Source organism: Ensifer sp. ENS08, assembly GCF_014852195.1.
Classification (GTDB): domain Bacteria; phylum Pseudomonadota; class Alphaproteobacteria; order Rhizobiales; family Rhizobiaceae; genus Ensifer; species Ensifer adhaerens.
Genome location: NZ_JACVBF010000010.1, coordinates 31,589 through 54,034, shown reverse-complemented (window position 1 = coordinate 54,034; position 22,446 = coordinate 31,589). Strand labels below are relative to the sequence as shown.

Here is a 22,446-nt window from a genome sequence, read left to right as displayed (position 1 = left end):
TTCAGGCCCCTTTCATTGCGTCGGCGTCGACGCCGAGTTCGGCCGCAAGTGCGGCCTGCATTTCAAGCCGTTCTTCCGCGCTCTTGAAGCGAACGTAATGAAGTCGCGGGAAACGCTTTTTGAGGAACTCCATGCCCTGGTAGGGCGAGGTGTTGGCGAGGATGACCAGCGGCTTGCCGGGCTCGGCGCTTCCGGCCGCAGCCCTGAGCGCTTCCAGGTCGTGGCCGTCGACCGACCGGCAGGTGACGCCGAAGGCGCTTACCCGGGCGGCGAGATTGCCAAGGTCGAGCACCGACGACATGGCGCCGTCGCATTGCTGGCGGTTCACGTCGACGACGACGCGGATGTTGTCGATGCCGTGGTAGCTCATCGCCGCAAGGCATTCCCAGGTCTGGCCTTCCTGGAACTCGCCGTCCGACATGTAGACCCAGACCTTGCCCGGCTCCTTCTTCTGCAGCCGCGCCCAGGCGACGCCCGAGGCCATGGAGAGACCCTGCGCCAGCGAGCCCGTGGTCACTTCCATGCCGGGGCTGTGCTCGGCGCCGATCATCTCGACCGAACCGCCGTCCTTGTTGAAGTGATCGAGCGCGTGCTCGTCCATGCGCCCCATCTCGATCAGCGCCGAATAGATGACGAGCGCATAGTGGGCGGGCGAGATGAAGAAACGGTCGAACGCCGGCCCAACCGGTCCGTGATAGCCGGCGCCGGTAAAGGCGTCCGGATTGTGCGCCGAAGGAACACCGCGAAACGGCAGCGGCACCTTCGGCAACGTCGGCTCGCCGAGCGTCAGAAGCTCGTTATAGAGCAGCGCAAGGCTTTCGGCAGCCGAGCAGGCCTGGCTGAGGTAACCGCCATTGTTCTTCATCGTGTGGAAGAACACCCGTCGGCGGATGCCGAGCGCGATCTCTTCCGTTGAAACCCGGTTCGTGAGTGTCATCGTCTCAGCTCCGTTCTGGGAAAAGCGCCTTGAGGCCTTCGGGCGATGGTGTTGCGATGCCGCGCTCGGTGATCAGGCCGGTGATGAGTCGGGCGGGCGTGACGTCGAAGGCCGGATTGGCGGCAGGGCTGCCCTCCGGCGAAATGCGCACGCTGGCAATCGAGCCGTCGCTGGCGCGCCCCTGGACGAAGCTCACCTCGTCGGCGGTTCGCTCCTCGATCGGGATTTCCTTGATCCCGTCGCGGACCGTCCAGTCGATCGTCGGCGAGGGAAGGGCGACATAGAAGGGGACGCCATTGTCGCGCGCAGCTAGCGCCTTCAGATAGGTGCCGATCTTGTTGCAGACATCGCCATTGGCCGTCGTCCGGTCCGTGCCGACAATGACCATATCCACATCGCCGTGCTGCATCAGGTGCCCGCCGGCATTGTCGACGATCAGCGTGTGCGGCACACCGTGGCCGTTCATTTCCCAGGCGGTGAGATAGGCGCCCTGATTGCGCGGGCGTGTTTCGTCGACATAGACATGCACCGGAATGCCTTCCTCGACAGCCATGTAGATGGGTGCAGTCGCAGTGCCATAGTCGACGGTCGCAAGCCAGCCGGCGTTGCAATGGGTGAGGATGCGCACGGGTTCACCCGGCGCCTTCTTCGCAGCAATCTCGCGGATGACCTTCAGGCCGTTTGCGCCAATGGCGCGATTGAGTTCGACATCTTCGGCCGCGATCTCGGCGGCACGATCATAGGCCGCCTTGGCACGCCCGCCTTCCGGCAAGGGGCGCAGATGGTCGCGCATGGCGTTCAGCGCCCAGCGCAGATTGATGGCGGTCGGGCGTGTTTCGTTGAGTTCCTCCCAGACGGCGTCGAGATGGGCGTTCGACGGGTCCTTGGCCATCGCAATCGCAACACCGTAGGCGGCCGTGACGCCGATCAGCGGTGCGCCGCGCACCCACATGTCGCGGATGGCGACGGCGACATCGGCGACCGTTTTCAGCGTCACGACGCGGAACTCGTGTGGCAACCAGCGTTGGTCGATGATATCGACGGAGCGTCCGTCCTCGTTGAGCCAGATCGTATGGTAGTGGCGTTCTCCGACTTTCACGCTGATGTCTCCTTCTGAAGGCGCTCCGCGAGTGCGCGGATGTCCTTGAGGCTGTGGATATGATGCCGGTTGACGGCGAGGTGACGCCCGAGCTTCAGCGCCCTGGTTTCGCAGGCAGCACGGCGATCGGGGTCGATGATGGTTTCGAAGTCGGCGTTGTGGGCGAGCCCCAGGATGCGGCGGTGCATCTCGACGCCGGCAAAGCCCAACATCTCGCGCCAGATCTCGTCGATGACGATATCGAGCGCCTGTTCGGCGCCGAACGGATCGTTGCGCGCCTCAAAGAGGCTTGCCTGGTAGAGAATGCCGTTACGCTCCGTGCGCCAGAGATGGGCGAATTCGGTGCGGAAGGTTTCCCAGATGACTTCGACCGTATCGAGCAGATAGGTGCGCATGCCATCTCGGGCACTGGGCGCGTTTTCGTGTCCGCTCTGCGAAAAATAGCTCATCCAGAAATTGGCAAGCAGCATGCCGACGTCGAAGCTGATCGGTCCGTAGAACGCGAACTCCGGGTCGATGACGCGGGTCTCGTCGTCGGTCACCATAACAGAACCGGTATGCAGATCGCCATGGCAGAGCGTTTCGGCTTTTGCCGAGAACAGATGTTTCAGCCGCTGTGCTTCGACCTTGAGGTCGCGGTCGGCGCGAAGCTTGGCCACGATCGGATCGAGCTGGGGCGTGGTGTGACGATTGAGCTCGGCCTCGAAATAGGGATCGGAAAACACCAGGTTTTCGGTGATGTCGCAAAGCTCGATATTGTCGGCGAAAAGCGCAAGGTCCGTCTTCTTCTCGCGCGTGGCCATGGAGAGGTCGGAGCCGCGAAAGAGCGTGCGGGCGACGAAGAGGCCGAGGTCACGCCCGATTTTCGGCAGTTGCCGCCCGTCGATCAGCGCGCGCCTCAAAATGACGTGCGGCGTCAGGAACTCCATGACGATGAGCGCCTGGGATTCGTCGAAGAAATAGATCTCCGGCACCAGACCGGGGTCACGCGCTGCCTGGCGCTTCAGGGCATGATATTCGAAATAGGAGCGCTTCAGCGGCAGCGGCCAGCTTTCGCCGACAAGGCGCACATAGGGCAGCGCCTGCTTGACGATGGCAGCGCCCCTGTCGCCGGAGACGATGAAGACCAGATTGAGGTTGCCGTCGCCGACTTCCTTAACGCTCCAGCGCGAAAAGTCCGGCCCGATTTTTTCTTTCAGGACGGTGTTTCCGCCGAGTTTTTCCGGCAACGTCGCAGCGCTTAGCGCCTCGAAGACCTGCTTGTCCATATCGTTTTCCTCCAACGCATGGCGCGGGCCTCCACCGCTCGCAGCCATGCCGTGTGTGGTCACAACTAAGGCGGCATTCTAGCAAATGTCAATGGCCTTGACATTTGACGGAAGCCTATCCTAACCTGCCTTCATCGGGAGGAGAGAATGAGCGAACAGGCAGTGTTTCGCATTGAGGGCGTGCGCAAATCTTTCGGGCCGGTACCGGTTCTTCGAGGGGTGGATCTCGATCTCAAGGCTGGGGCGGTTACCGTTCTGATGGGCGCCAATGGCGCCGGCAAATCCACGCTCGTGCGGATCCTGAGCGGCGTTTACACGCGCGACGCCGGCACGATCACGCTCGCCGGCATGCCCTTCGAGCCGACGGCCCCGGCCGAGGCGATCCGCGCCGGCGTTGTCACCGTGCATCAGAACATCAATGACGGGGTGGTCGCCGATCTCGACGTCGCCACCAATCTAACGCTCGACCGCTTGAACGGGCGCGGTGCGCGGCTGTTCTTCAACCCGCGTCGGGTGCGCCGAGAGGCCGCCGCGGTCGCCTCGCGCATGGGGCTTGCGATCGATCTTGCCGCCAATATCAACGACCTGACGCTTGCCGACCGGCAGATGGTGGCGATCGCCCGTGCCATGGCGCATGAGCCGAAGGTGCTGATCCTCGACGAGCCGACATCGTCGCTGTCGAGCGCGGAGGCCGACCGGCTTTTCGATCTCGTCGACCGGCTGAAGGCGCGCGGCGTCGCCATTCTCTATATCTCCCACCGCATGTCGGACATCCGGCGGCTGGCCGACAGCATCGTGGCGCTGCGTGATGGCCGCATCAGTGGCCGCTTCGAAGGGCCGGAACTGGACTATGAGGGTGCGGTCAACGCCATGCTCGGTCGCAAGGTCTTGGCTGGCGCCGTTGATCTGCGCGACGGCGGCGCTCCGGTCTTTGCGGTCAGCGGCCTGAAGTTGTCGGAACAGGCGCGCCCCTTCGATTTCACGCTCCGTGACGGGGAAATCGTCGCCGTCACCGGGCTCGTCGGCGTCGGCAAGACCGCGCTTGCCGAAACCCTGTTTGGCGCGCGCGCTCCGTTTGCGGGTGAGATGACGCTCGACGGCGCGCGTTACGCGCCGGCAAGCACCGGAAGGGCTATCGCCCGCGGCGTCTTCCTCGTCGCCAAGGACCGCGCCGAAAGCGGCATCGTGCCCGACTTCAACATCTACGAAAATATCAGCCTGCCGTTCCTGAGCCGGCTCTCGCGCTTCGGCATATCGAGCCGGCGGGCGGAAAAGACCAAGGCACGCCAGCAGATCGCCGCCCTCGGTGTCGTCTGCCGCAGCGAGCGCGACGAGTTGCAGACGCTTTCGGGCGGGAACCAGCAGAAGGTGATGGTCGGGCGCTGGCTTTCCGAGCCGTCGCGCCTGCTCATCCTCGACGAACCGTTCCAGGGCGTCGACATCGCCGCACGCCGCGACATCGGCGAGAAGCTGCGCGCCTCGGCCGCGGGCCGCGCCACGATCCTCTTCGTGACCGAACTCGACGAAGCCTTCGAAGTCGCCGACCGCATCCTCGTGATGTCGGAACAGACCATCGTCGGCGAGCACCGCAATGCCGACATCGATGTCGAGCGGCTCCTGTCGGAAATCGCCGGTCAATTCTATCAACAGGTCCATGCGTCATGAGCAGTGAACAGAGCAATTCCGCAGCACCGGTTGCGGTCCCTTCGAGCGCATCGGGAATTCGCGAGGCGGCCATCAAATACGGCTTCCTCGTGCTTCTCGCCGGGATGGTCCTCTATTTCTCGCTCGTGACCGGCGGCTTCGCCTCACCGCAGAGTGCGGTCTTCATCCTGCAGTCGGTGTCGATTACCGGCATCCTGGCGCTGGGCGTGACGGCCACGCTTGTCGTCGGCGGCTTCGATCTTTCGATCGGCTCGGTCGCGACGACGGCGATGATGGCCTCGTCCTATGTGATGGTGGTGATGGGCGGCGACGCACTGACGGCGACGCTCGTGTGCCTTGCCATCGGCGTCCTGGTCGGTTTCGTCAACGGCGTCATTATCGTCTACATGCGCGTGCCTGATCTGCTGGCGACACTCGGCATGATGTTCCTCTTGCTCGGCCTCCAGCGCATCCCGACGGAGGGTCGGTCGATTGCCACAGGCATGACGCTTCCCGACGGCTCGGTCGCCGGCGGCACTTTCAGCCCGGCCTTCCTGGCACTCGGCCGCCACCGCTTCGATTTCGTCCTGCCCAACCTCGTGCCGGTTTCGGTCGTGGTGCTGATCGTGCTGGCGATCGTCATCTGGTTCTTCCTCGAATACACCCGCTTCGGCCGCATGATGTATGCCGTCGGCTCCAACGAGCGGGCAGCCGGCCTCGCCGGTGCGCCGGTCAATGCCTACAAGATTTCGGCCTATATCATTTCCGGCGTCTTCGCCTCGATCGGCGGCATCCTGCTTGCCGCCCGTCTTGGTCGCGGAGACATCGCGTCGGGCAACAATCTGCTGCTCGATGCGGTTGCCGCAGCGCTGATCGGTTTTGCCGTGCTCGGCGCCGCCAAGCCGAACGCTTTCGGCACGGCGATCGGCGCGCTCTTCGTCGGCATCCTGCTGCAGGGCCTGACGATGATGAACGCGCCCTATTACACCCAGGATTTCATCAAGGGCGCCGTGCTCGTCGCTGCCCTGATCTTCACCTTTGCGCTCTCGAAAAGAGGCAAACGCTGAAGGGGTGCCCTTCAGCGGAAAACAAAAAGTTCACCAGTGGAGGAGACTGACATGAACATGACTCGCAGAAGCCTGGGCCGCTTGACGCTTGGGTTGATGGGGGCAGCCGCCTTCGGCGTGCCGTCCTTTGCAGCCGACATGCCAAAGCCGTTCGACAAGTCCGGCGATGTCAAGATCGCGCTTGTGCGCTACCTTTCGACCGGCGACTTCTTCCAGTCCTATCTCGCAGGCGTCGAGGCGCAGTCCAAGGCGCTCGGCGTGCAGCTTCAGGTCTTCGACAGCCGCCAGGATGCAGCGCTCCAGGCCGACATGGTCGACCAGGCGATCGCGCTTGGCGTGCAGGGCATCATCATCCAGCACGGCCTGACCGAATCGATGAAGGAAGCTGCCCAGCGCGCGGTTGACGCCGGCATCAAGGTCGTCGCCTTCGACGTAAACGTCGAGAACGAGAAGATCCCGCAGATCGAGCAGTCCGATCGCGACCTCGCCCGCCTCGCGCTCGAGCAGGCCGTCAAGGACAATGGCGAAAGCTTCAAGGCAGGCTACGTCTATGTCGCCGGCATCGCGCCGCTCGACCGCCGCGACGAGACCTGGAAGGAATTCAAGGCGAAGTACTCCGGCATCGAGGAAGCCGCGCAATTCGGAACGATGGACAACCCGATCGCCAACTCGGTAGCCAACCAGGCCCGCGCGGTGATTTCGGCCAAGCCCGACATTACCGTGATGTTCGCGCCCTATGACGAGTTCGCCAAGGGCGTGAAGATCGCCGTCGACGAAGCGGGCCTGTCTTCCAGCGTCAAGATCTACTCGGCCGACATTTCGACGTCCGACATCGCCGCCATGCGCGAAACGGGCTCGGCCTGGACGGCGACGGCCGCCACCAACCCTGCCGTCGTCGGCCAGGTCTCGGTCCGCTCGCTCGCCATGCTGCTTGCCGGCGAAGACCCGGGCCGCCAGGTAGTCGTACCGCCGACGCTGATCACCCAGAAGGACCTGAACGATCAGGACATCAAGAACATGGAAGAGCTCGGCGTGAAGCTGCCGCAGTTCGCCCATGCAGATGTTGCCATGCCCGCATGGATGCCGAAGCCTTAATCTCCCAAGGCGAAACGAAAGGGGCGGTCGATCAGACCGCCCCTTTTTTTGTCCTGGTTACTCTAATTCGCTTTCCGCCTTTGGCGGCACCCAGGCTTCGATCGCCGTCTCGGGATAGATCTGCACGGAGCCCGGCTCGAAATGGCTTTCGATCGCGTAGCCGAGGCTGGTCAGGTCTGTGCGATACCAGCCGACGATCTTGCCGCGCCATGAGGCGCGGCCTTTCTTGGCGGCATAGTCACCCATTTGAAACGCGGCATCTGCGGGCCATCGATCGACCATTTCGTCTCCATCCGAACAACTCTGGCGGGAGACTGCAGTGTGGCACGTTTTTACGCTTAGACGGAAGCGCTCAGCGCATCGCCGCTGCGATGTTGCCGCCATCCACAGTCGTCACATCCGCGGTGGTTCGTTCTGCGAGCGCGTGGTGCACGAAGGCGCGCGCTACGTCCTCGGCCGTCACTTCGAGACCGAGCAGGTTTCCGCCCATGTAGTCCTTGACCGAAAGGCCGCGGGCGGCTGCACGATTGGCGATCATCTCGTCGTTGAGCAGGCCCGAGCGGATGCGATCGGCGTTGACGGCATTGACGCGGATATGGTCGGCACCATGCTCAAGCGCATATTGCCGCGACAGAAACAGCGTCGCCGCTTTCGGCAATCCGTAGGCGCCGAACTTCGCGCCCGGGTTGACTGCCTGCTTGGAGGCGTTGAAGAGCAGCACTCCGCCGGTCTTCTGTTCCTTCATGATGCGAACGGCATTCTGCGCAACCGTCTGATGCGCGAAGAAATTCAGCTCGAAGCTACGGCGCAGCAGGGCGTCGTCCATCGTCGCAATCGGGCTTTCCCAGGCGGCGCCCGCATTGGAGACGACGATATCGACGCCGCCGAAGGTCGCGACCACCCGGTCGAAGGCGGCGCGCACCGAAGCGGGATCGGTGATGTCGCAGGCGATGCCAATCGAGTTGTTGCCGGCCGCCTTCGCCACTGCGCTTGCTTTGTCGCCATCGAGATCGAGCACGACGGCATGGGCGCCCTCGGCGACGAAAGCCTTGACGATGGCAGCGCCGATGGCGCCGGCGCCGCCGGTGACGAGCGCGACCTGGCCGGTAAACGGCTTCGGCTTGGCGCCTGCGAGTTTCGCCTGTTCCAGCGACCAGTATTCGAGATCGAAGAGATCCGGCCGGCTGACCGGCTCGAAGCGGCCAACGGATTCTGCGTCGCGCGCAGCTTCGATCCACATCTCGCCGACATCGACGGCGATCGTCGCGTCCTTGTAGGTGCGGCCATGGCCGAACATGCCGAGCCCGGGCACCAGCGTCAGGCGCGGCATGGGATCGAGCATGATGCGCTTGACGTCGTCTCGTGCGTCGTTGCTGTGGAAATACCCGGTGTAGTCGGCGGCAAAGGCGGTGACCCGCGCGTCGATCACGGCCCGGTAGCCCGAGAGATCATCTTTAGCCGGCGCCGGAAGCACCAACGGGCCGGTCTTGATGCGGATGGAAAGATCGGGCGTCGAAACGCCCCTGGCTGCCATCTCCTCAACCTGCTGCGCATTGACGAAGTCGAGGATATCGGGCGAGGTGCGGAACACACTGACCATGCGGTCAAAACGGCCTTCGCCCTTGTCGACGGCAACGGCGCCGCGCAGCATTGGCGCGATATCGGCAGGGCTTGCAAGCACTGCGGGCAGGGCGGCGGGCGTAAACGGATTGTGCCCCTTCGCTTTCACATGCTCTTCGGCAAGCGTGACATAGTGGATCATCCGATCATAGGCTTCCTTCGCCGTGTCGGCGAAGGTGAAGATTCCGTGCTTGTCGAGGATCAGCCCCTCGACTGTCGGATCCTGATCGAACACGTCCGCCGCAGCCTTCGCCAGCGCGAAGCCCGGCATGATGTAGGGCACGAAGCCCATCTTCCTGCCGAAAAGCTCGGCGCACATCTCCCGGCTCTTGGCCTGATCGGCGATGGCAAGAATGGCGGTCGAATGGGTGTGGTCGACGAACTTGTGTGGCAGGAAGGCGTGCAGCAGCGCCTCCACGGACGGGTTCGGCGAGGCCGGGTCGATGAGGTTGGCGCGCAACAGCGTCACCATGTCCTCGTCCGAAAGCCTTTCGAGCTTGCGGCTCTTGAGCAGGGGGGCGATCTTGACGGCTGGCAGGCCGGGGGGCTCGATCGTGCCCATGTCCCAGCCACTGCCCTTGACGCAGAGCACGGCATGCGTGTCCCCGACGAGGTCTGTGATTTCGGTTTTCACCGAGGTGTTGCCGCCGCCATGCAGCACGAGCCGCGGCTCGCCGCCAAGCAGTCGCGTCGTATAGGTCCGCAGCGCCAGATCGCGGCCGGTGCCCTTGGCCTGATAGCCCGCAACGACCTTCTCCGCCTCGTCGTCGCGCCAGAGATTATCCATAAGTTCAGCCTCCCGATAAACCGGCCCGGCCGGTATCGGCGGACCCAAATTCGAGGCTCAGGGGGCGCCTGAGCCGCTTCTGCCAAGCCCTTCGCGGTTCCAGCGATCGAGGACTTTGCGTGCCATCGACTCGGTGATGACGAGATGCGAGGTGAAGCCGCCCTTCAAGGCCGCCATCAGCGGTTCGAACTTGCTGTCCTCCTGCACGACCAGCATGCGCTTCTTGATCGTGCGGATGGAGCCGAGATCGGCCGAAATGCAGCGGCGATTGTGCTCGCAATCCATCCATTGGCCGTCGCGATCGATGAGCTGTCCGGCAATGACGCCGGCCGCGCCCTTTTCGCCCATCGCATGCATGTCTGCAGCCGAGAGCGCGCCGCATTTGACGAGGTGGCTGTCATCCTCGATGCCGCCGACCGAATAGAGCGCCAGACCGCAGTCGGAGATGGTCGCGAGCTGCTCCTTGATGACGGGTTCGCCGCGCAGTTCTTCGGCGAGCCGCTCGGAGGAAAGCACGAGCGGCGCATAAAAATTAATCCCTTCGGCATTGAGGCGGCGGGCGATTTCCGTCGTGCATTGATCCGGGCGGTAGGAATAGGGCGCGCCGAGGTTGCCGCAAAGTTGCACGACCGTGACGCCGCGCAGGTCCGCAAAGGGCATGACGTCGGCGATATGATAGACGGTGCGGCCCCAGGCAACACCGATCCGGTCGCCCTTGTTGATCAGTTCGAGAAAAACGGAGGCCGCGACGACGGGCATTTCGGCGGCCGGGTCCATCGCCTGCCGATCTTCCGGCACGAGCCATGCAGTCGTAAGCCCGGTGGCGTCTTCGAGCTCGCGGGCAAGCACGTCCTGCGAAAACAGTTCTGTCGACGTGGTGATCGTGACGATGCCCATCTCGCGGGCCTTGCGCAGATACATGGCGATCGAGGCGCGGGATATCTCCAGCCGCTGCGCCACTTCGTCCTGGCGCAGGCCGTGCGTATAATAGAGCCAGGCGGCCTTGTGAATGATTTGGTCTGTGGCTCGGATGGGCATTGGCGGAACCTTCGCAAGATGGATCTGACATATTTCATCTATACTGACAAAAGTCAACGTCGTTGACGAATGTCGCCACCTCGCGCGCACTGCAGAAGCTGAACCTCTATTTGAGTGATGGTCTTTACGGCGTCGCTTCTCGCCGCGAACGCGCTTGCAGCCCACAGCCGGTTGCAAACGGAATCCATATGTGAACATACTATTCATATAAGGATCCGAATGGAGATCGAGCGGCATTGCCCTCGGGAACCGTCGAACGGACCCGCAGTTGCCGACCTATTGCATCAGGGACTGACCAATGGATGACTTCATGCCCACTGTCGGGGTGTCCTCGACCCATCCCGGGGACATGCCGGAGGAGCACGCCGCGCTTCCCGTGTGGAACGCGGAAAACTGGTTCTATGAGGACTGGCCAGTCGGCCAGCGAATAAGGTCATTGCGTCGCACGATCGCCGAGAGCGACAGCCACCTCTTCAATACGCTCGTCGTCGACATCCATCCTTACGTGCAGGATCAGATGTTTGCCGAGCGCGAGGGCATCTTCGGCAGGCGTCTCGTTGCCGGCGCCTTCGTCTTTTCCGCAGGCCTCGGGCTGGTCGCCACCAACTGCGTCAACGCCTTTTCCTACGGCTATGACAAGCTGCGCTTCATCAAGCCGGTCTTCATCGGCGAAACGATCTACACGATCCGTACCAACATGGACAAAACGCCCCGCTACAGGGAGCTCGGGCTTATCCGGGCCAGCTACCAGGTCTTCAAGGGCGAGGGGGAGCTGGTGCTCTACTGTGAGCACCTGCAGACCGTGAAATACAAGAACCCCGCCGACTTCGTCGGCAAGACCGAGAAGTAAGATACCGATGACCGAAACCAACGAACTGCCGCTCTCTGGCCTTGTCGTCGTCGACATGAGCCAGTTTCTCTCAGGCCCCTACTGCTCCTTGCGCCTCATGGATCTCGGGGCGCGCGTCATCAAGATCGAGCGCCCCGACGGTGGCGACCTGTCGCGCCGGCTTTATCTGAGCGACACCGAGATCGGCGGCGATTCGACGATCTTTCATGCCATCAACCGCGCCAAGGAAAGCCTCGCGATCGACCTCAAGAACGAGGCCGATCTCAAAGCCTTGAAGACGTTGCTCGCCAAGGCCGACGTGCTGATCCAGAATTTCCGTCCCGGCGTCATCCAGCGGCTCGGGCTCGACTACGAGGCGGTCAAGGCGATCAACCCGAAGATCGTTTATGCCTCGATCAGCGGCTATGGCGAGGAGGGCCCCTGGGTGAAGCGGCCGGGGCAGGATCTGCTCGCGCAATCGCGCTCCGGCGTCATGTGGCTGAACGGTGATGAGGGCCAAGGGCCGGTGCCCTTTGGTCTGGCGATCGGCGACATGCTTGCGGGCGCCGCAGCAGCGCAAGGTATCCTTGCAGCCCTCGTCCGTCGCGGCATTTCCGGCAAGGGCAGCCTGATCGAGACGAGCTTGCTCGAGGCCCTCGTCGACTTCCAGTTCGAAGTGCTGACGACGCACTTGAATGACGGCCGCCGGCTGCCGACCCGGTCGGGTTTTCGCAGCGCCCATGCCTATCTGTCGGCGCCCTATGGGGTCTATCCGGCCAGGGACGGCTATCTCGCCATCGCCATGACGCCCATCCCGAAGCTTGCCGATCTCTTGCAAATGCCACAACTCGACGCCTATCGCGACGATCCGGCTTCCTGGTTCTCCGAACGGGACGAAATCAAGGCGCTGATCGCCAAGCGGATCGCCGAAAACACCATCGACCATTGGCTTGGCGTGCTTGAGCCTGCGGACATCTGGTGCGCCCGGGTTCTAAACTGGAACGAACTGCTCGAAAGCGAAGGCTTCCGCGTGCTCGACATGCTGCAGACGGTGGTGCGCGAAGACGACGTTTCGATCCTGACGACGCGTTCGCCGCTCAGGGTCAACGGCAAGCGTGCGCAGGTGGACCGCGCAGCACCACGGATCGGCGAGCATAGCACCTCGATCCGAGAGGAGTTCGGCCTGTGAGCGTCACATTGAAAGGCATGACCTGGAGCCACCCGCGCGGCTACGATCCGATGATCGCCTGTTCGCGGCTTTGGCAGGAACGCACCGGCATAACGGTAGAATGGGACAAGCGCTCGCTACAGGATTTTGAGACCTATCCGGTCGAGGAATTGGCGCGGGCCTATGACCTTATCGTCATCGATCATCCGCATGTCGGCCAAATCACCAAGGAGAAGTGCCTGGCGCCGCTCGATGTGGAAGGCCGCCAAGCCGAGAGGAAGGCGCTTGAGGATGCGAGCGTCGGGCGCTCCTATCCGAGCTATACCTGGCAGGGCCGGCAATGGGCCTTTCCGATCGATGCGGCGACCCAGGTCCAGGCGTGGCGCCCGGACCTGACGGACCGTATGGAAAGCTGGACCGACATGCTGGCGCTCGCGCGACAGGGAAGGGTGGCGCTGCCGATGCGCCCACCGCATTCCCTGATGAGCTTCTACACGCTCGCCGGCAATCTCGGTTCCCCCTGCCGCAGTGACGCCGCCGGGCCGCTGATCGACCCGGATGGGGGCATCAACGCCTTCGAGCGCCTGCGTGAACTGACAGACCTGATCGATCCCTCCTGCTTTTCCATGGACCCGATCGCCTTGCTGGAGGCAATGAGCGATCCGGCGTCGAAAGTTGTCTGTGCACCTCTGATCTACGGCTATGTCAGCTACGCGATGCCGGGCTTCCGGCCGTCGCTCGTGACGTTCGGCGATGTTCCGGTTGCCGGAACCAATGGTCCGGCAGGCTCGGCCCTCGGCGGAACGGGGATTGCGGTCTCGGCTTTCTCACAGGCGCGCGAAGCGGCGATCGATTTCGCCTATTTCGTTGCGAGCGGCGCCGTCCAGCGCGGTCCTTATGCCTCAGGAGGCGGGCAGCCCGGCCACGCGGCCGCCTGGGATGACGACGCCGTCAATGCCGCGACATCCAATTTCTATCGTGCGACGCGCAAGACGCTGGAGAGCGCCTGGGTTCGCCCACGGCACGATGGCTACATGGCCTTCCAGCAGGCGGCATCCGATCGCATCAACGACGGCCTCACGGGCAAAGAGGCGGCGCGAAAGGTCGTCGACGATCTCAATCGGCTGTTTGCAGAGAGTTTTGCTACAGCCTGATTTCTGAGTTCCGGGATGCCCAGGCGTCCCGGAACGGACTTAGGGCAGGGCTTGCTAGGCGAGATTCCAGATCCGGCGCGCGTTGTCGGCAAGCAGCTTGCGCTTTTCCTCCGCGCTGCAGCCTTCCAGAAGCGCGTGGGTGGCGCCGACCCAGGTCGAAAGATTGCCGCCGAGCGTGCAGACCGGCCAATCGCTTCCCCAGACCACCCGATCCCAACCAAAGACGTCGATCGTGTGCTCGACATAGGGGCGCAGCGTCTCGACCTGCCAGGCCTCGTCCGCATAGGCGACGACGCCGGAGATTTTTGCCGTGACGTTCGCACGCTGGGCGATCTCGCTCATGTGCTCGCGCCAGGGATGCTCGGCGCCGGCGCGAATGTCGGGCACGCCGCAATGGTCGAGAATAAACGGAACGTCGGGCGCCAGATCGGCAAGCGCAATCGCCTTTTCGATCTGGTGCGGCAGGACGCAGAGGTCGAAGGTGAAGCGACGGCCGCCGAGCCGGCGGATATTGTCGCGAAAAGTCGCTCCTTCGGAGAGATTATCCGGCATCACATGCAGCACGCGGCGGAAGCCCTTGACGAGGCCGTTTGCTTCCTGGCGTTCCAGATAGGCCGAAAAGCCATCCTCTTCAGGTCGGCAGGCGGCAATAGCGCCCTTCAGCAGGCTATCCGCCTGGCCTGCGAGCCGCGCGACCTCGGATGTCTCCTTCTCCATCTCTAAAGGATCGACATCGACCTCCATGTGCAGGCTGGCAGTAATGCCGAGCCGCCGCGCTTCGCGCTCGTAGGTGGCGTAGAGAAAGTCCTGGTCGAGGGCAGGCACGCCGGCGAGCCAGGGATAGGCGAGCCTCGACCTGTCGATGAGGTGAAGATGGGTGTCGATGATCAAGGCGCGCCTCCTCCGAACGGCTTCTCACATAAGAATGATCTATTCAGATAAGAAGTACGACCGTTCCCAAGTGCCGTCAATCTGTTGTGGAGGCCACGTCCGAACCGGCCAACGTCGACAGTTGCTCGGCGGTTTTCAGCAAAAGGGCGATGCTTTCAGTGATGTCTGGCGCCGAGGGCGCGTTAACGAGCGCGATATAGGGAACGGTCAGCGCCGCGATGCCGCGGCCATCAGGCCCCAGGATCGGCGCCGAGAGGTTATAGACGCCGGCTGTCTGCGCGCTCGCCATCATTTCATAGCCGCGCTCGCGGATCTGATCGAGGCGCGCGTAGAACTCAGGCCCGCGCGGGACCTCGTCTTTGCTCCTGGCATGTTCCGCGATCATCATTTCGCGCTCTTCGGCCGAGCGGAAGGCAAGCAGGATATGGCCGGAACCCGTGTCGAAGAGGCTGATATGCGACCCGACCCGGATCGAAATGCCCCAATAATCAGGCGCTTCCTGCTGGGCGATGACGACGGCGGAGCCACGATCGAAGACGGCGAGGTGGTTTGCCTGCTTCGAGCGCTGGGCCAGATCCCGCATCAAGGGCGTGGCGTAGGAGGCAAGCCTGCGGACCGGCGCATGCAGTTGCGACAACCCGAAGAGCTTCAATGTCAGCGAATAGCGATCTCCGTCGATGCGCGTGACATAGCCGCGCCGCACCAGCCGATCGAGCATGCGGTAGAACTCGTTCGGACTCCGGTTCAGGCGCTTGGAAATCTCGGCCTGCGTCAGTCCGCCGTCGACGCTGGCGAGCAGCTCGAGAATGTCGAGCCCCTTATCAAGGGCCGGTGCGCGGTAGCGATCTGACTCTTCGGTGTCCATGAAGCCTCCTTGGTGAATATTCATATCCATATACGCAGACGAAGGCGCCCACAAAGGAAAGTTCTCCCTTGACGCCTCATAAAAATGTTGTTTGTATATGAATTAGTTTCTCACAAATGAGAACGTCGCGTCAGGAAGAGGGCGTGCACATGGGAGGAGTGGATATGAAAAGGCTACTTGCCGGCGTCTCCGCCGGCGTCGTTATGCTTGCCTGTGCAGGGGGAGCGGCGAATGCCGCAGAACTGCCCGGCAAGTTCGAGGGCGTCACGATCGACGCCAAGCTGATCGGCGGACAGCAATACGAAAAGCTCTACGAGCGGATCGGCGAATGGGAGAAGGCGACCGGCGCCAAGGTCAACATCCTGTCGAAGAAGAACCACTTCGAACTCGACAAGGAGATCAAGTCGGACATCGCGACTGGCGGCGTCAGCTGGTGCGTCGGCTCGAACCATTCCTCCTTCGCGCCGCAATACCCCGACATCTACACTGATCTCCTGGCGCTCCTGCCGCCGGAGGAGATCGCCAAATTCGTGCCGGCGCTGATCGACGCTTCGACGCTCGACGGCAAGCTGGTGATGTTGCCGCGCGCCCAGTTCGACGTGTCGGCGCTCTACTACCAGAAGAGCCTCTACCAGGACGAAGCCAAGAAGACCGCCTTCAAGGCGAAATACGGTTACGACCTCGAGCCGCCGGACACCTGGGCCCAGGTCAGCGATCAGGCCGAGTTCTTCGCCGCCCCGCCGAATTTCTACGGCACGCAGTTTGCCGGTAAGGAAGAGGCAATCAACGGTCGCTTCTATGAAATGCTGGTCGCCGAAGGTGGCGAATATCTCGACAAGGACGGGCGCCCCGCCTTCAACTCGGAAGCCGGTGTCCATGCGCTTGACTGGTTCGTCAAGCTCTACAAGGACAAGGCCGTACCGCCGGGCACGACCAACTATCTTTGGGACGACCTCGGCCAGGGTTTTGCCTCGGGCTCGATCGCCCTCAATCTCGACTGGCCTGGCTGGGCGAGCTTCTTCAACGACCCGAAGTCCTCCAAGGTCGCCGGCAATGTCGGCGTGAAGGTGCAGCCGGCCGGTTCTTCCGGCAAGCGCACCGGCTGGTCGGGCCATCATGGCTTCTCGGTCACCGAAGATTGCGCCAACAAGGAAGCGGCCGCTTCGCTCGTCTGGTGGCTGACCAACGAGGACAGCCAGAAGCTGGAATCGGCTGCCGGCCCGTTGCCGACCCGGATTGCCGTCTGGGAATACAACATCAAGCAAGCCGAGGGCGACGCCTACAAGACGGAAGTGCTGCAGGCTTTCCAGGAAGCCGCAAAGCATGCCTTCCCGGTTCCGAAGACGGCCGAGTGGATCGAAATCTCCAACGCCGTCTATCCGGAACTCCAGGCCGCCATCCTCGGCGACAAGACGTCGAAGGAAGCGCTTGATGCCGCCGCTCAGAAAGCGACCGGCATTCTCGAAGACGCGGGCAAGCTCTGATCGTTACCCATGAGGCGGCGCCGATGCCTTGAAGGCGCCGGCGCCGCCTCAGCCATTTCATGCAATCCTCAGGACTGCCCGATGAAGCTCAAGAAATTGTCAGCACCGGCCCTGCTTCTGCTTCCGGCCTTTGTCGTGCTCGCGGCGGTGATCGTGTTGCCGCTCCTTTTTTCCTTCTATTCGAGCTTCACGCCGTTCCGCTTGACCAAACCGGAGACGCTGTGGGTCTTTGTCGGCCTGCGCAACTACGCGACCGTACTTGGCAACCCCGAATTCTGGGTCGCGTTTGGCCGCACCGTGCTGTTGCTGACTGTGGCTCTGAACGCCGAGATGCTGCTCGGTCTCGGCCTGGCTTTGCTTGTCAACAAGGCGACCCACGGCCAGCGCCTGCTGCGCACCATGATGATGTTTCCGATGATGTTTTCGCCGGTGCTCGTCGGCTTCCAGTTCAAGTTCCTCTTCAACGACAATATCGGCTTCGTCAACAATGCGCTGCAGTCGCTGGGACTGACGGATCAAGCAATTCCCTGGTTGATCGACGGCAATCTCGCACTGCTCTCGATCATCATCGCCGAAGTCTGGTCCTCGACCGCAGTCTTTGCGATCCTGATTCTGGCCGGCCTGCTCGCCATGCCGAAGGATCCGGTCGAGGCTGCCCATGTCGACGGCTGCACACCCTGGCAGACCTTCCGCTATGTCACCTGGCCCTATCTGATGCCGTTCGCCTTCATCGCCATGACGATCCGCTCTCTCGACGTCGCGCGCGCCTATGACATCGTCAAGATCATGACCGATGGCGGCCCGGCCAAGCGCACGGAGCTACTCTGGACGCTCGTCGGCCGCACGGCCTATGCCGATGCCCGCATGGGGCTCGCCAACGCCATGGCCTATGTCGCGATCCTCCTGTCGATCGTCTTCACCGTCTATTTCTTCCGCAAGCTCGCCGCGGCGCGCCAGCAGATCGGAGCCGAGTGGTAATGGATATCAACGCTTCGCACCGCCTGCGCCGCCGCCTGTTGAAGACGGTGCACCTGATCGGCCTGTTTCTCGCAATGGCCGTGATCTGCCTTCCCGGCCTCTGGATCGTGCTGTCGTCGCTGCGCCCGACCGTCGAAATCATGGCGAAACCACCGGTTTGGATCCCCGAGAGCATTTCGCTCGATGCCTATCGCGCCATGTTTGCGGGCGCCGGGCAGGGTGGCGTTCCCGTCTGGGACTATTTTCGCAATTCGCTGATCATCTCGGTGACCTCGACGGTGATTGCACTGGCGATCGGCATGGCCGGCGGCTACGCCTTTGCCCGCTATCGTTTCAAGGCGAAGTCGGCGATCTTCCTTGGCTTCATGCTGACGCGCGCCGTGCCTGGCATCGCGCTCTCGCTGCCGCTCTTCATGCTCTACGCCCGCACCGGGATCATCGACACGCATTTTTCGCTGATCCTGACCTATGTCGCGCTCAACGTGCCCTTCACCATCTGGCTGATCGACGGCTTCTTCCGCCAGGTGCCGAAGGATCTCGCCGAGGCCGCCCAGATAGACGGCTGCACGCCATGGCAGGCCTTCTGGCAGGTGGAGTTTCCGCTTGCCGGTCCCGGCATCGCATCCGCCGGCATCTTTGCGTTCCTGACGTCCTGGAACGAGTATGCGCTTGCCTCGCAGATCACCCGCTCGGTCAATTCCAAGACCTTGCCGGTCGGGCTTCTCGACTACACCGCCGAATTCACCATCGACTGGCGCGGCATGTGTGCGCTCGCCGTCGTGATGATCATCCCGGCGCTGACCCTTACCTTCATCATTCAGAAGCACCTCGTTTCGGGCCTCACCTTCGGCGCGGTGAAAGGATAATCGTTCATGGCTCCTGTCACCCTCAGGAAACTGGTCAAGCGCTACGGCGCGCTCGAGGTCGTCCACGGCATCGACCTCGAAGTGAAGGACCGCGAGTTCATCGCGCTCGTCGGCCCGTCGGGCTGCGGCAAGTCGACAACGCTGCGCATGATCGCAGGCCTCGAAGACGTCAGCGATGGCGCGATCGAAATCGGCGGAAAGAAGGTCAACGACCTGCCACCTCGGGCGCGCAACATTTCCATGGTCTTCCAGTCCTATGCGCTTTATCCGCATATGACGGTCGCCGAAAACATGGGTTTTTCGCTGAAGATCGCCGGACGCTCGGCAGACGAGATCAAGACGCGGGTCGATGAAGCCGCTGCCATCCTCGATCTCGGCCATCTTCTGGAGCGTCGCCCGTCGCAGCTTTCCGGCGGCCAGCGCCAGCGCGTCGCCATGGGGCGCGCGATCGTGCGCCAGCCGGATGTCTTCCTGTTCGACGAACCTCTGTCGAACCTGGATGCGAAGCTGCGCACCCAGGTGCGAACCGAGATCAAGAAGCTGCATGCCCGCATGCAGGCGACGATGATCTACGTCACCCACGACCAGGTCGAGGCGATGACATTGTCAGACCGCATCGTCATCATGCGTGACGGCTATATCGAACAAGTGGGCACGCCGGAAGAAGTGTTCCAGCGCCCGGCCACAAAGTTCGTGGCCGGCTTCATCGGCTCGCCGCCGATGAACATGGACGAGGCGATCGTCGACAACGGTACGCTCGTCTTTGTAAGCGGCATGCGGCTGCCGATCCCGCCGCGGTTTGTGAACGCGCTCCGTCCGGGACAGAAGGTCACCTTCGGTCTGAGGCCTGACGACATCTATCCGAGCGGCCATGGTCTGCATGCCGGCGACCCGGCCGCCGTGCACGAGGTCGAGCTACCGGTGTCGATCACCGAACCGCTGGGTAACGAAACGCTGGTCTTCATCCAGTTCAACGGTCGAGACTGGGTTTCGCGCATGCTCAATCCGCGCCCGCTTGGCCCGGGCGAGAAGGTGCGCATGAGCTTCGACCTCTCGCGCGCCCATCTCTTCGACATCGATACCGGCAAGGCTCTGGAAGGCTGACATGGCAAAAATCGAGAAAATTGAACTGCGCATGGTCGACCTGCCGCCGAAGGTGAAGCGGACCGATGCGATCCAGAGCTTCGTCAGCCAGGAAACCCCGATCGTCACCATCACCGACAGCGATGGCGCGACGGGCACCGGCTACAGCTATACGATCGGTACGGGCGGTTCGTCGGTGATGCGGCTTCTCTCCGACCACCTGGTGCCGATCCTGATCGGCGAGGATGCCGATTGCATCGAGGCGATCTGGCACAGACTAGAATTTGCGACCCACGCGACGACGATCGGCCCGATAACGGCGCTGGCGCTGGCGGCAGTTGACACAGCACTTTGGGACCTGCGCGCCAAAAAGCAGAAGCTGCCGCTCTGGAAGCTTGCCGGCGGCGCCAAGGAAAGCTGCCCCCTCTACACCACCGAGGGCGGCTGGCTGCACATCGAAAAGGAAGCGCTGGTCGAGGACGCGCTTGCCGCCAAGGCCAAGGGCTTTTCAGGTTCGAAGGTGAAGATCGGCAAGCCGCACGGCTCGGAGGATTACGATCGCCTGTCGGCAATGCGCAAGGCGCTCGGCGACGGCTTCGAGATCATGACCGACTGCAACCAGGGTTTCACCGTCGACGAGGCGATCCGCCGCGCGTCCAGGCTGAAGGAGCTCGACCTTGCCTGGATCGAGGAGCCGCTGCCGGCCGACGATCTCGACGGCCATATCCGGCTGACGCGCTCGACGCCCACACCGATTGCGGTGGGTGAATCCATGTACTCGATCCGTCATTTCCGCGAATACATGCAGAAGGGCGCCTGCTCGATCGTCCAGGTCGACGTTGCCCGTATCGGCGGCATCACGCCGTGGTTGAAAGTCGCGCATGCGGCGGAAGCCTTCGACATTCCGGTCTGCCCGCACTTCCTGATGGAGCTGCATGTCAGCCTCGTCTGCGCCGTGCCGAACGGCAAATATGTTGAGTACATTCCGCAGCTCGATGATCTCACGACCAAGGGCATGGAGATCCGGAACGGTCGCGCATTGGCGCCGTCCGAGCCAGGCATCGGGATTTCCTGGGACTGGGATGCCGTGCGCGCCCGCTCGATCGACGAGTTTACCCGCGAGTTTCGGGGCTAGGATAGGGAGGTCATCATGCAGCGAATGGGAATGGTGATCGGTCTGGAGGCGTCCAAGGTCGCCGAATACAAGGCGTTGCACGCCGCCGTCTGGCCGGAGATCCTCGCGCTGATTTCGCAGTGCAACGTTACCAACTACTCGATCTTCCTCAAGGAGCCGGAAAACCTGCTCTTCGGCTACTGGGAGTATGTCGGCTCTGATTTTGAGGCGGACATGGCCAAGATGGCCGCACATCCCAAGAACCAGGAATGGTGGTCGGTCTGCATGCCCTGCCAGAAGCCGCTTGAGACGCGCCAGGAAGGCGAGTGGTGGGCGATGATGGAAGAGGTCTTCCATCACGACGGCAAGGTCTCCCACAATGGCTGAAAATTTCGATCCGGGCGCGCTCAGGCAGTGGTGGCCGAAACCGGCAAAGCCCCGGCCGATCGTGATCTTCGGCGCCGGCAGCATCGTCGGCGATGCACATCTGCCGGCTTATCGCCAGGCCGGCTTCCCAGTCGCGGGCCTTTATGATCCAGACCGGGAGAAGGCCGCGAAGCTTGCCGGCGCCTGGCGCATTCCCGCCTTCGAACGGGAAGAGGACGCGCTTGCGGTCGCTGATGCAATCTTTGATCTGGCGACCCCGCCGGCGGCCCATGCCGCCATCCTGGCGAAGCTTCCAATCGGCGCCGCTGCCCTCATCCAGAAGCCGATGGGCTCGGACCTCGAAGCCGCAACCGCCATTCTCGAGACCTGCCGGACGCGCAAACTGAAGGCAGCGGTCAATTTCCAGCTCCGCTTCGCGCCGATGATGCTGGCGCTGAAAGACGCGATCGCGAAGGGATACCTCGGCGAGGTCGTCGATTTCGACGCCTGGCTTGCACTCTCCACCCCCTGGGGCTTTTGGCCGTTCTTGAAAGGCTTGCCGCGCATCGAGATCGCCATGCACTCGATCCATTATCTGGATCTCGTGCGCGGCCTGCTCGGCAACCCCTTGGGCGTGCATGCAAAGACGATCGGCCATCCGAACCATGAGGTTGCCCAGACACGGACGGCTGCGATCCTCGACTATGGTGATCGAGTGCGCTGCGTGCTCTCGATCAATCACGACCATGATTTCGGCCGTAAGTTCCAGGCCTGCGAGTTCCGCATCTCGGGCACGTCGGGTGCTGCTTATGTGAAACTCGGTGTCAACCTCGACTATCCCAAGGGCGAGCCCGACGAGCTCTGGATCCGGCCAACCGGGGCTGTCGAGTGGGTGTCAGTTCCGCTTGAAGGCGCCTGGTTCCCCGACGCCTTCGCCAACCGAATGGCCAATCTGCAGCGTTTCGCCTCTGGCGAAGACCCGGAGCTGATCGGCTCGGTGGAAGACGCCTGGCAGACAATGGCTCTCGTCGAGGCCGCCTATCAATCGAGTGCGTCGCCGGCCACGGCGATCGCGCCACTTCCGGGACGCTGA

Annotated in this window: 21 protein-coding genes; 13 read left to right on the top strand and 8 right to left on the bottom strand. The window is 62.7% G+C overall.

Annotated elements, in window-relative coordinates:
• Window position 1: 1 nt before the first annotated feature.
• The 3 genes from IB272_RS20885 to mtnK are packed head-to-tail and all read right to left on the bottom strand — an operon-like array spanning window position 2 to window position 3,304.
• Window positions 2-937, bottom strand: a complete 936-nt coding sequence (locus IB272_RS20885) for a transketolase (protein ID WP_192372044.1) — start codon at window positions 935-937, stop codon at window positions 2-4.
• Between the two features lie 4 nt (window positions 938-941).
• A complete protein-coding gene (gene mtnA, locus IB272_RS20880) occupies window positions 942-2,036 on the bottom strand; it encodes an S-methyl-5-thioribose-1-phosphate isomerase (protein WP_034796457.1) in 1,095 nt (364 codons plus the stop codon).
• Entirely contained in the window at window positions 2,033-3,304 is a 1,272-nt protein-coding gene (gene mtnK / locus IB272_RS20875) for an S-methyl-5-thioribose kinase (RefSeq protein WP_192444924.1), read from the bottom strand. Before mtnK ends, mtnA begins: the two co-directional genes overlap by 4 nt.
• Window positions 3,305-3,451: 147 nt before the next feature.
• Here mtnK and IB272_RS20870 point away from each other — a divergent pair, with 147 nt between their 5' ends.
• Genes IB272_RS20870 through IB272_RS20860 form a run of 3 tightly spaced genes read left to right on the top strand, consistent with a single transcriptional unit; the run spans window position 3,452 to window position 7,110 of the window.
• Window positions 3,452-4,969, top strand: a complete 1,518-nt coding sequence (locus IB272_RS20870) for a sugar ABC transporter ATP-binding protein (RefSeq protein ID WP_060517943.1) — start codon at window positions 3,452-3,454, stop codon at window positions 4,967-4,969.
• On the top strand, window positions 4,966-6,015 hold the full coding sequence (locus tag IB272_RS20865) for an ABC transporter permease (protein WP_051659349.1): 1,050 nt from the start codon (window positions 4,966-4,968) through the stop codon (window positions 6,013-6,015). The genes IB272_RS20870 and IB272_RS20865 overlap by 4 nt, the downstream gene beginning before the upstream one ends.
• Window positions 6,016-6,066: 51 nt before the next feature.
• Window positions 6,067-7,110, top strand: a complete 1,044-nt coding sequence (locus IB272_RS20860) for a substrate-binding domain-containing protein (RefSeq protein WP_192444922.1) — start codon at window positions 6,067-6,069, stop codon at window positions 7,108-7,110.
• A gap of 57 nt (window positions 7,111-7,167) precedes the next feature.
• Here the strand turns inward: IB272_RS20860 and IB272_RS20855 are convergent, their stop codons facing one another.
• The 3 genes from IB272_RS20855 to IB272_RS20845 form a co-directional block, all read right to left on the bottom strand.
• Window positions 7,168-7,392: a hypothetical protein gene (locus IB272_RS20855; RefSeq protein ID WP_034796449.1), complete on the bottom strand. Its 225-nt coding sequence runs from the start codon at window positions 7,390-7,392 to the stop codon at window positions 7,168-7,170.
• Between the two features lie 70 nt (window positions 7,393-7,462).
• Window positions 7,463-9,517, bottom strand: a complete 2,055-nt coding sequence (locus IB272_RS20850) for a bifunctional aldolase/short-chain dehydrogenase (protein WP_192444920.1) — start codon at window positions 9,515-9,517, stop codon at window positions 7,463-7,465.
• Between the two features lie 57 nt (window positions 9,518-9,574).
• On the bottom strand, window positions 9,575-10,555 hold the full coding sequence (locus IB272_RS20845) for a sugar-binding transcriptional regulator (RefSeq protein ID WP_192444918.1): 981 nt from the start codon (window positions 10,553-10,555) through the stop codon (window positions 9,575-9,577).
• A 298-nt stretch (window positions 10,556-10,853) separates the two neighbouring features.
• Between IB272_RS20845 and IB272_RS20840 the strand changes: the two genes are divergently transcribed.
• Genes IB272_RS20840 through IB272_RS20830 form a run of 3 tightly spaced genes read left to right on the top strand, consistent with a single transcriptional unit; the run spans window position 10,854 to window position 13,706 of the window.
• The gene (locus IB272_RS20840; RefSeq protein WP_060517935.1) at window positions 10,854-11,405 is read left to right on the top strand and encodes a MaoC family dehydratase; all 552 of its coding nucleotides are present in this window, start codon (window positions 10,854-10,856) and stop codon (window positions 11,403-11,405) included.
• A gap of 7 nt (window positions 11,406-11,412) precedes the next feature.
• Complete coding sequence (locus tag IB272_RS20835) at window positions 11,413-12,573, top strand: CaiB/BaiF CoA-transferase family protein (RefSeq protein WP_192444916.1); 1,161 nt, start codon at window positions 11,413-11,415, stop codon at window positions 12,571-12,573.
• A complete protein-coding gene (locus tag IB272_RS20830; RefSeq protein ID WP_192444914.1) occupies window positions 12,570-13,706 on the top strand; it encodes an ABC transporter substrate-binding protein in 1,137 nt (378 codons plus the stop codon). The genes IB272_RS20835 and IB272_RS20830 overlap by 4 nt, the downstream gene beginning before the upstream one ends.
• Before the next feature lie 54 nt (window positions 13,707-13,760).
• On the opposite strand, the gene IB272_RS20825 is transcribed toward IB272_RS20830, so the two are convergent.
• Window positions 13,761-14,597 carry an amidohydrolase gene (locus IB272_RS20825; protein ID WP_192444912.1) on the bottom strand — a complete coding sequence of 279 codons (837 nt, stop codon included), beginning with the start codon at window positions 14,595-14,597 and terminating at the stop codon, window positions 13,761-13,763.
• A gap of 76 nt (window positions 14,598-14,673) precedes the next feature.
• The gene (locus IB272_RS20820; RefSeq protein ID WP_034796531.1) at window positions 14,674-15,462 is read right to left on the bottom strand and encodes an IclR family transcriptional regulator; all 789 of its coding nucleotides are present in this window, start codon (window positions 15,460-15,462) and stop codon (window positions 14,674-14,676) included.
• 164 nt (window positions 15,463-15,626) lie between these two features.
• Between IB272_RS20820 and IB272_RS20815 the strand changes: the two genes are divergently transcribed.
• The 7 genes from IB272_RS20815 to IB272_RS20785 all read left to right on the top strand — a co-directional run bounded on the left by IB272_RS20815 (window position 15,627) and on the right by IB272_RS20785 (window position 22,446).
• Window positions 15,627-16,946: an extracellular solute-binding protein gene (locus IB272_RS20815; protein WP_192444910.1), complete on the top strand. Its 1,320-nt coding sequence runs from the start codon at window positions 15,627-15,629 to the stop codon at window positions 16,944-16,946.
• Between the two features lie 81 nt (window positions 16,947-17,027).
• Window positions 17,028-17,924 (top strand): sugar ABC transporter permease, encoded by an 897-nt coding sequence (locus IB272_RS20810; RefSeq protein ID WP_192444908.1) that lies wholly within the window; start codon window positions 17,028-17,030, stop codon window positions 17,922-17,924.
• Window positions 17,924-18,790 (top strand): carbohydrate ABC transporter permease, encoded by an 867-nt coding sequence (locus IB272_RS20805; RefSeq protein WP_034796430.1) that lies wholly within the window; start codon window positions 17,924-17,926, stop codon window positions 18,788-18,790. Before IB272_RS20810 ends, IB272_RS20805 begins: the two co-directional genes overlap by 1 nt.
• A 6-nt stretch (window positions 18,791-18,796) precedes the next feature.
• On the top strand, window positions 18,797-19,894 hold the full coding sequence (gene ugpC, locus IB272_RS20800) for a sn-glycerol-3-phosphate ABC transporter ATP-binding protein UgpC (protein ID WP_089045107.1): 1,098 nt from the start codon (window positions 18,797-18,799) through the stop codon (window positions 19,892-19,894).
• A 1-nt stretch (window position 19,895) separates the two neighbouring features.
• Window positions 19,896-21,008 carry a mandelate racemase/muconate lactonizing enzyme family protein gene (locus IB272_RS20795; protein WP_192442117.1) on the top strand — a complete coding sequence of 371 codons (1,113 nt, stop codon included), beginning with the start codon at window positions 19,896-19,898 and terminating at the stop codon, window positions 21,006-21,008.
• A gap of 15 nt (window positions 21,009-21,023) precedes the next feature.
• Window positions 21,024-21,374, top strand: a complete 351-nt coding sequence (locus IB272_RS20790) for an L-rhamnose mutarotase (protein ID WP_089045106.1) — start codon at window positions 21,024-21,026, stop codon at window positions 21,372-21,374.
• Window positions 21,367-22,446 carry a Gfo/Idh/MocA family oxidoreductase gene (locus tag IB272_RS20785; RefSeq protein WP_192444906.1) on the top strand — a complete coding sequence of 360 codons (1,080 nt, stop codon included), beginning with the start codon at window positions 21,367-21,369 and terminating at the stop codon, window positions 22,444-22,446. The genes IB272_RS20790 and IB272_RS20785 overlap by 8 nt, the downstream gene beginning before the upstream one ends.

Bases quoted from the DNA above. Each gene is read 5' to 3' on its own strand.
- IB272_RS20835 (WP_192444916.1), top strand. From the start codon at position 11,413: ATGACCGAAACCAACGAACTGCCGCTCTCTGGCCTTGTCGTCGTCGAC.
- IB272_RS20790 (WP_089045106.1), top strand. From the start codon at position 21,024: ATGCAGCGAATGGGAATGGTGATCGGTCTGGAGGCGTCCAAGGTCGCC.
- IB272_RS20845 (WP_192444918.1), bottom strand. From the start codon at position 10,555: ATGCCCATCCGAGCCACAGACCAAATCATTCACAAGGCCGCCTGGCTC.
- IB272_RS20805 (WP_034796430.1), top strand. From the start codon at position 17,924: ATGGATATCAACGCTTCGCACCGCCTGCGCCGCCGCCTGTTGAAGACG.
- mtnK (WP_192444924.1), bottom strand. From the start codon at position 3,304: ATGGACAAGCAGGTCTTCGAGGCGCTAAGCGCTGCGACGTTGCCGGAA.
- IB272_RS20785 (WP_192444906.1), top strand. From the start codon at position 21,367: ATGGCTGAAAATTTCGATCCGGGCGCGCTCAGGCAGTGGTGGCCGAAA.
- IB272_RS20855 (WP_034796449.1), bottom strand. From the start codon at position 7,392: ATGGTCGATCGATGGCCCGCAGATGCCGCGTTTCAAATGGGTGACTAT.
- IB272_RS20885 (WP_192372044.1), bottom strand. From the start codon at position 937: ATGACACTCACGAACCGGGTTTCAACGGAAGAGATCGCGCTCGGCATC.
- ugpC (WP_089045107.1), top strand. From the start codon at position 18,797: ATGGCTCCTGTCACCCTCAGGAAACTGGTCAAGCGCTACGGCGCGCTC.
- IB272_RS20850 (WP_192444920.1), bottom strand. From the start codon at position 9,517: ATGGATAATCTCTGGCGCGACGACGAGGCGGAGAAGGTCGTTGCGGGC.
- IB272_RS20865 (WP_051659349.1), top strand. From the start codon at position 4,966: ATGAGCAGTGAACAGAGCAATTCCGCAGCACCGGTTGCGGTCCCTTCG.
- IB272_RS20840 (WP_060517935.1), top strand. From the start codon at position 10,854: ATGGATGACTTCATGCCCACTGTCGGGGTGTCCTCGACCCATCCCGGG.
- IB272_RS20820 (WP_034796531.1), bottom strand. From the start codon at position 15,462: ATGGACACCGAAGAGTCAGATCGCTACCGCGCACCGGCCCTTGATAAG.
- IB272_RS20860 (WP_192444922.1), top strand. From the start codon at position 6,067: ATGAACATGACTCGCAGAAGCCTGGGCCGCTTGACGCTTGGGTTGATG.
- IB272_RS20795 (WP_192442117.1), top strand. From the start codon at position 19,896: ATGGCAAAAATCGAGAAAATTGAACTGCGCATGGTCGACCTGCCGCCG.
- IB272_RS20810 (WP_192444908.1), top strand. From the start codon at position 17,028: ATGAAGCTCAAGAAATTGTCAGCACCGGCCCTGCTTCTGCTTCCGGCC.
- IB272_RS20870 (WP_060517943.1), top strand. From the start codon at position 3,452: ATGAGCGAACAGGCAGTGTTTCGCATTGAGGGCGTGCGCAAATCTTTC.
- IB272_RS20815 (WP_192444910.1), top strand. From the start codon at position 15,627: ATGAAAAGGCTACTTGCCGGCGTCTCCGCCGGCGTCGTTATGCTTGCC.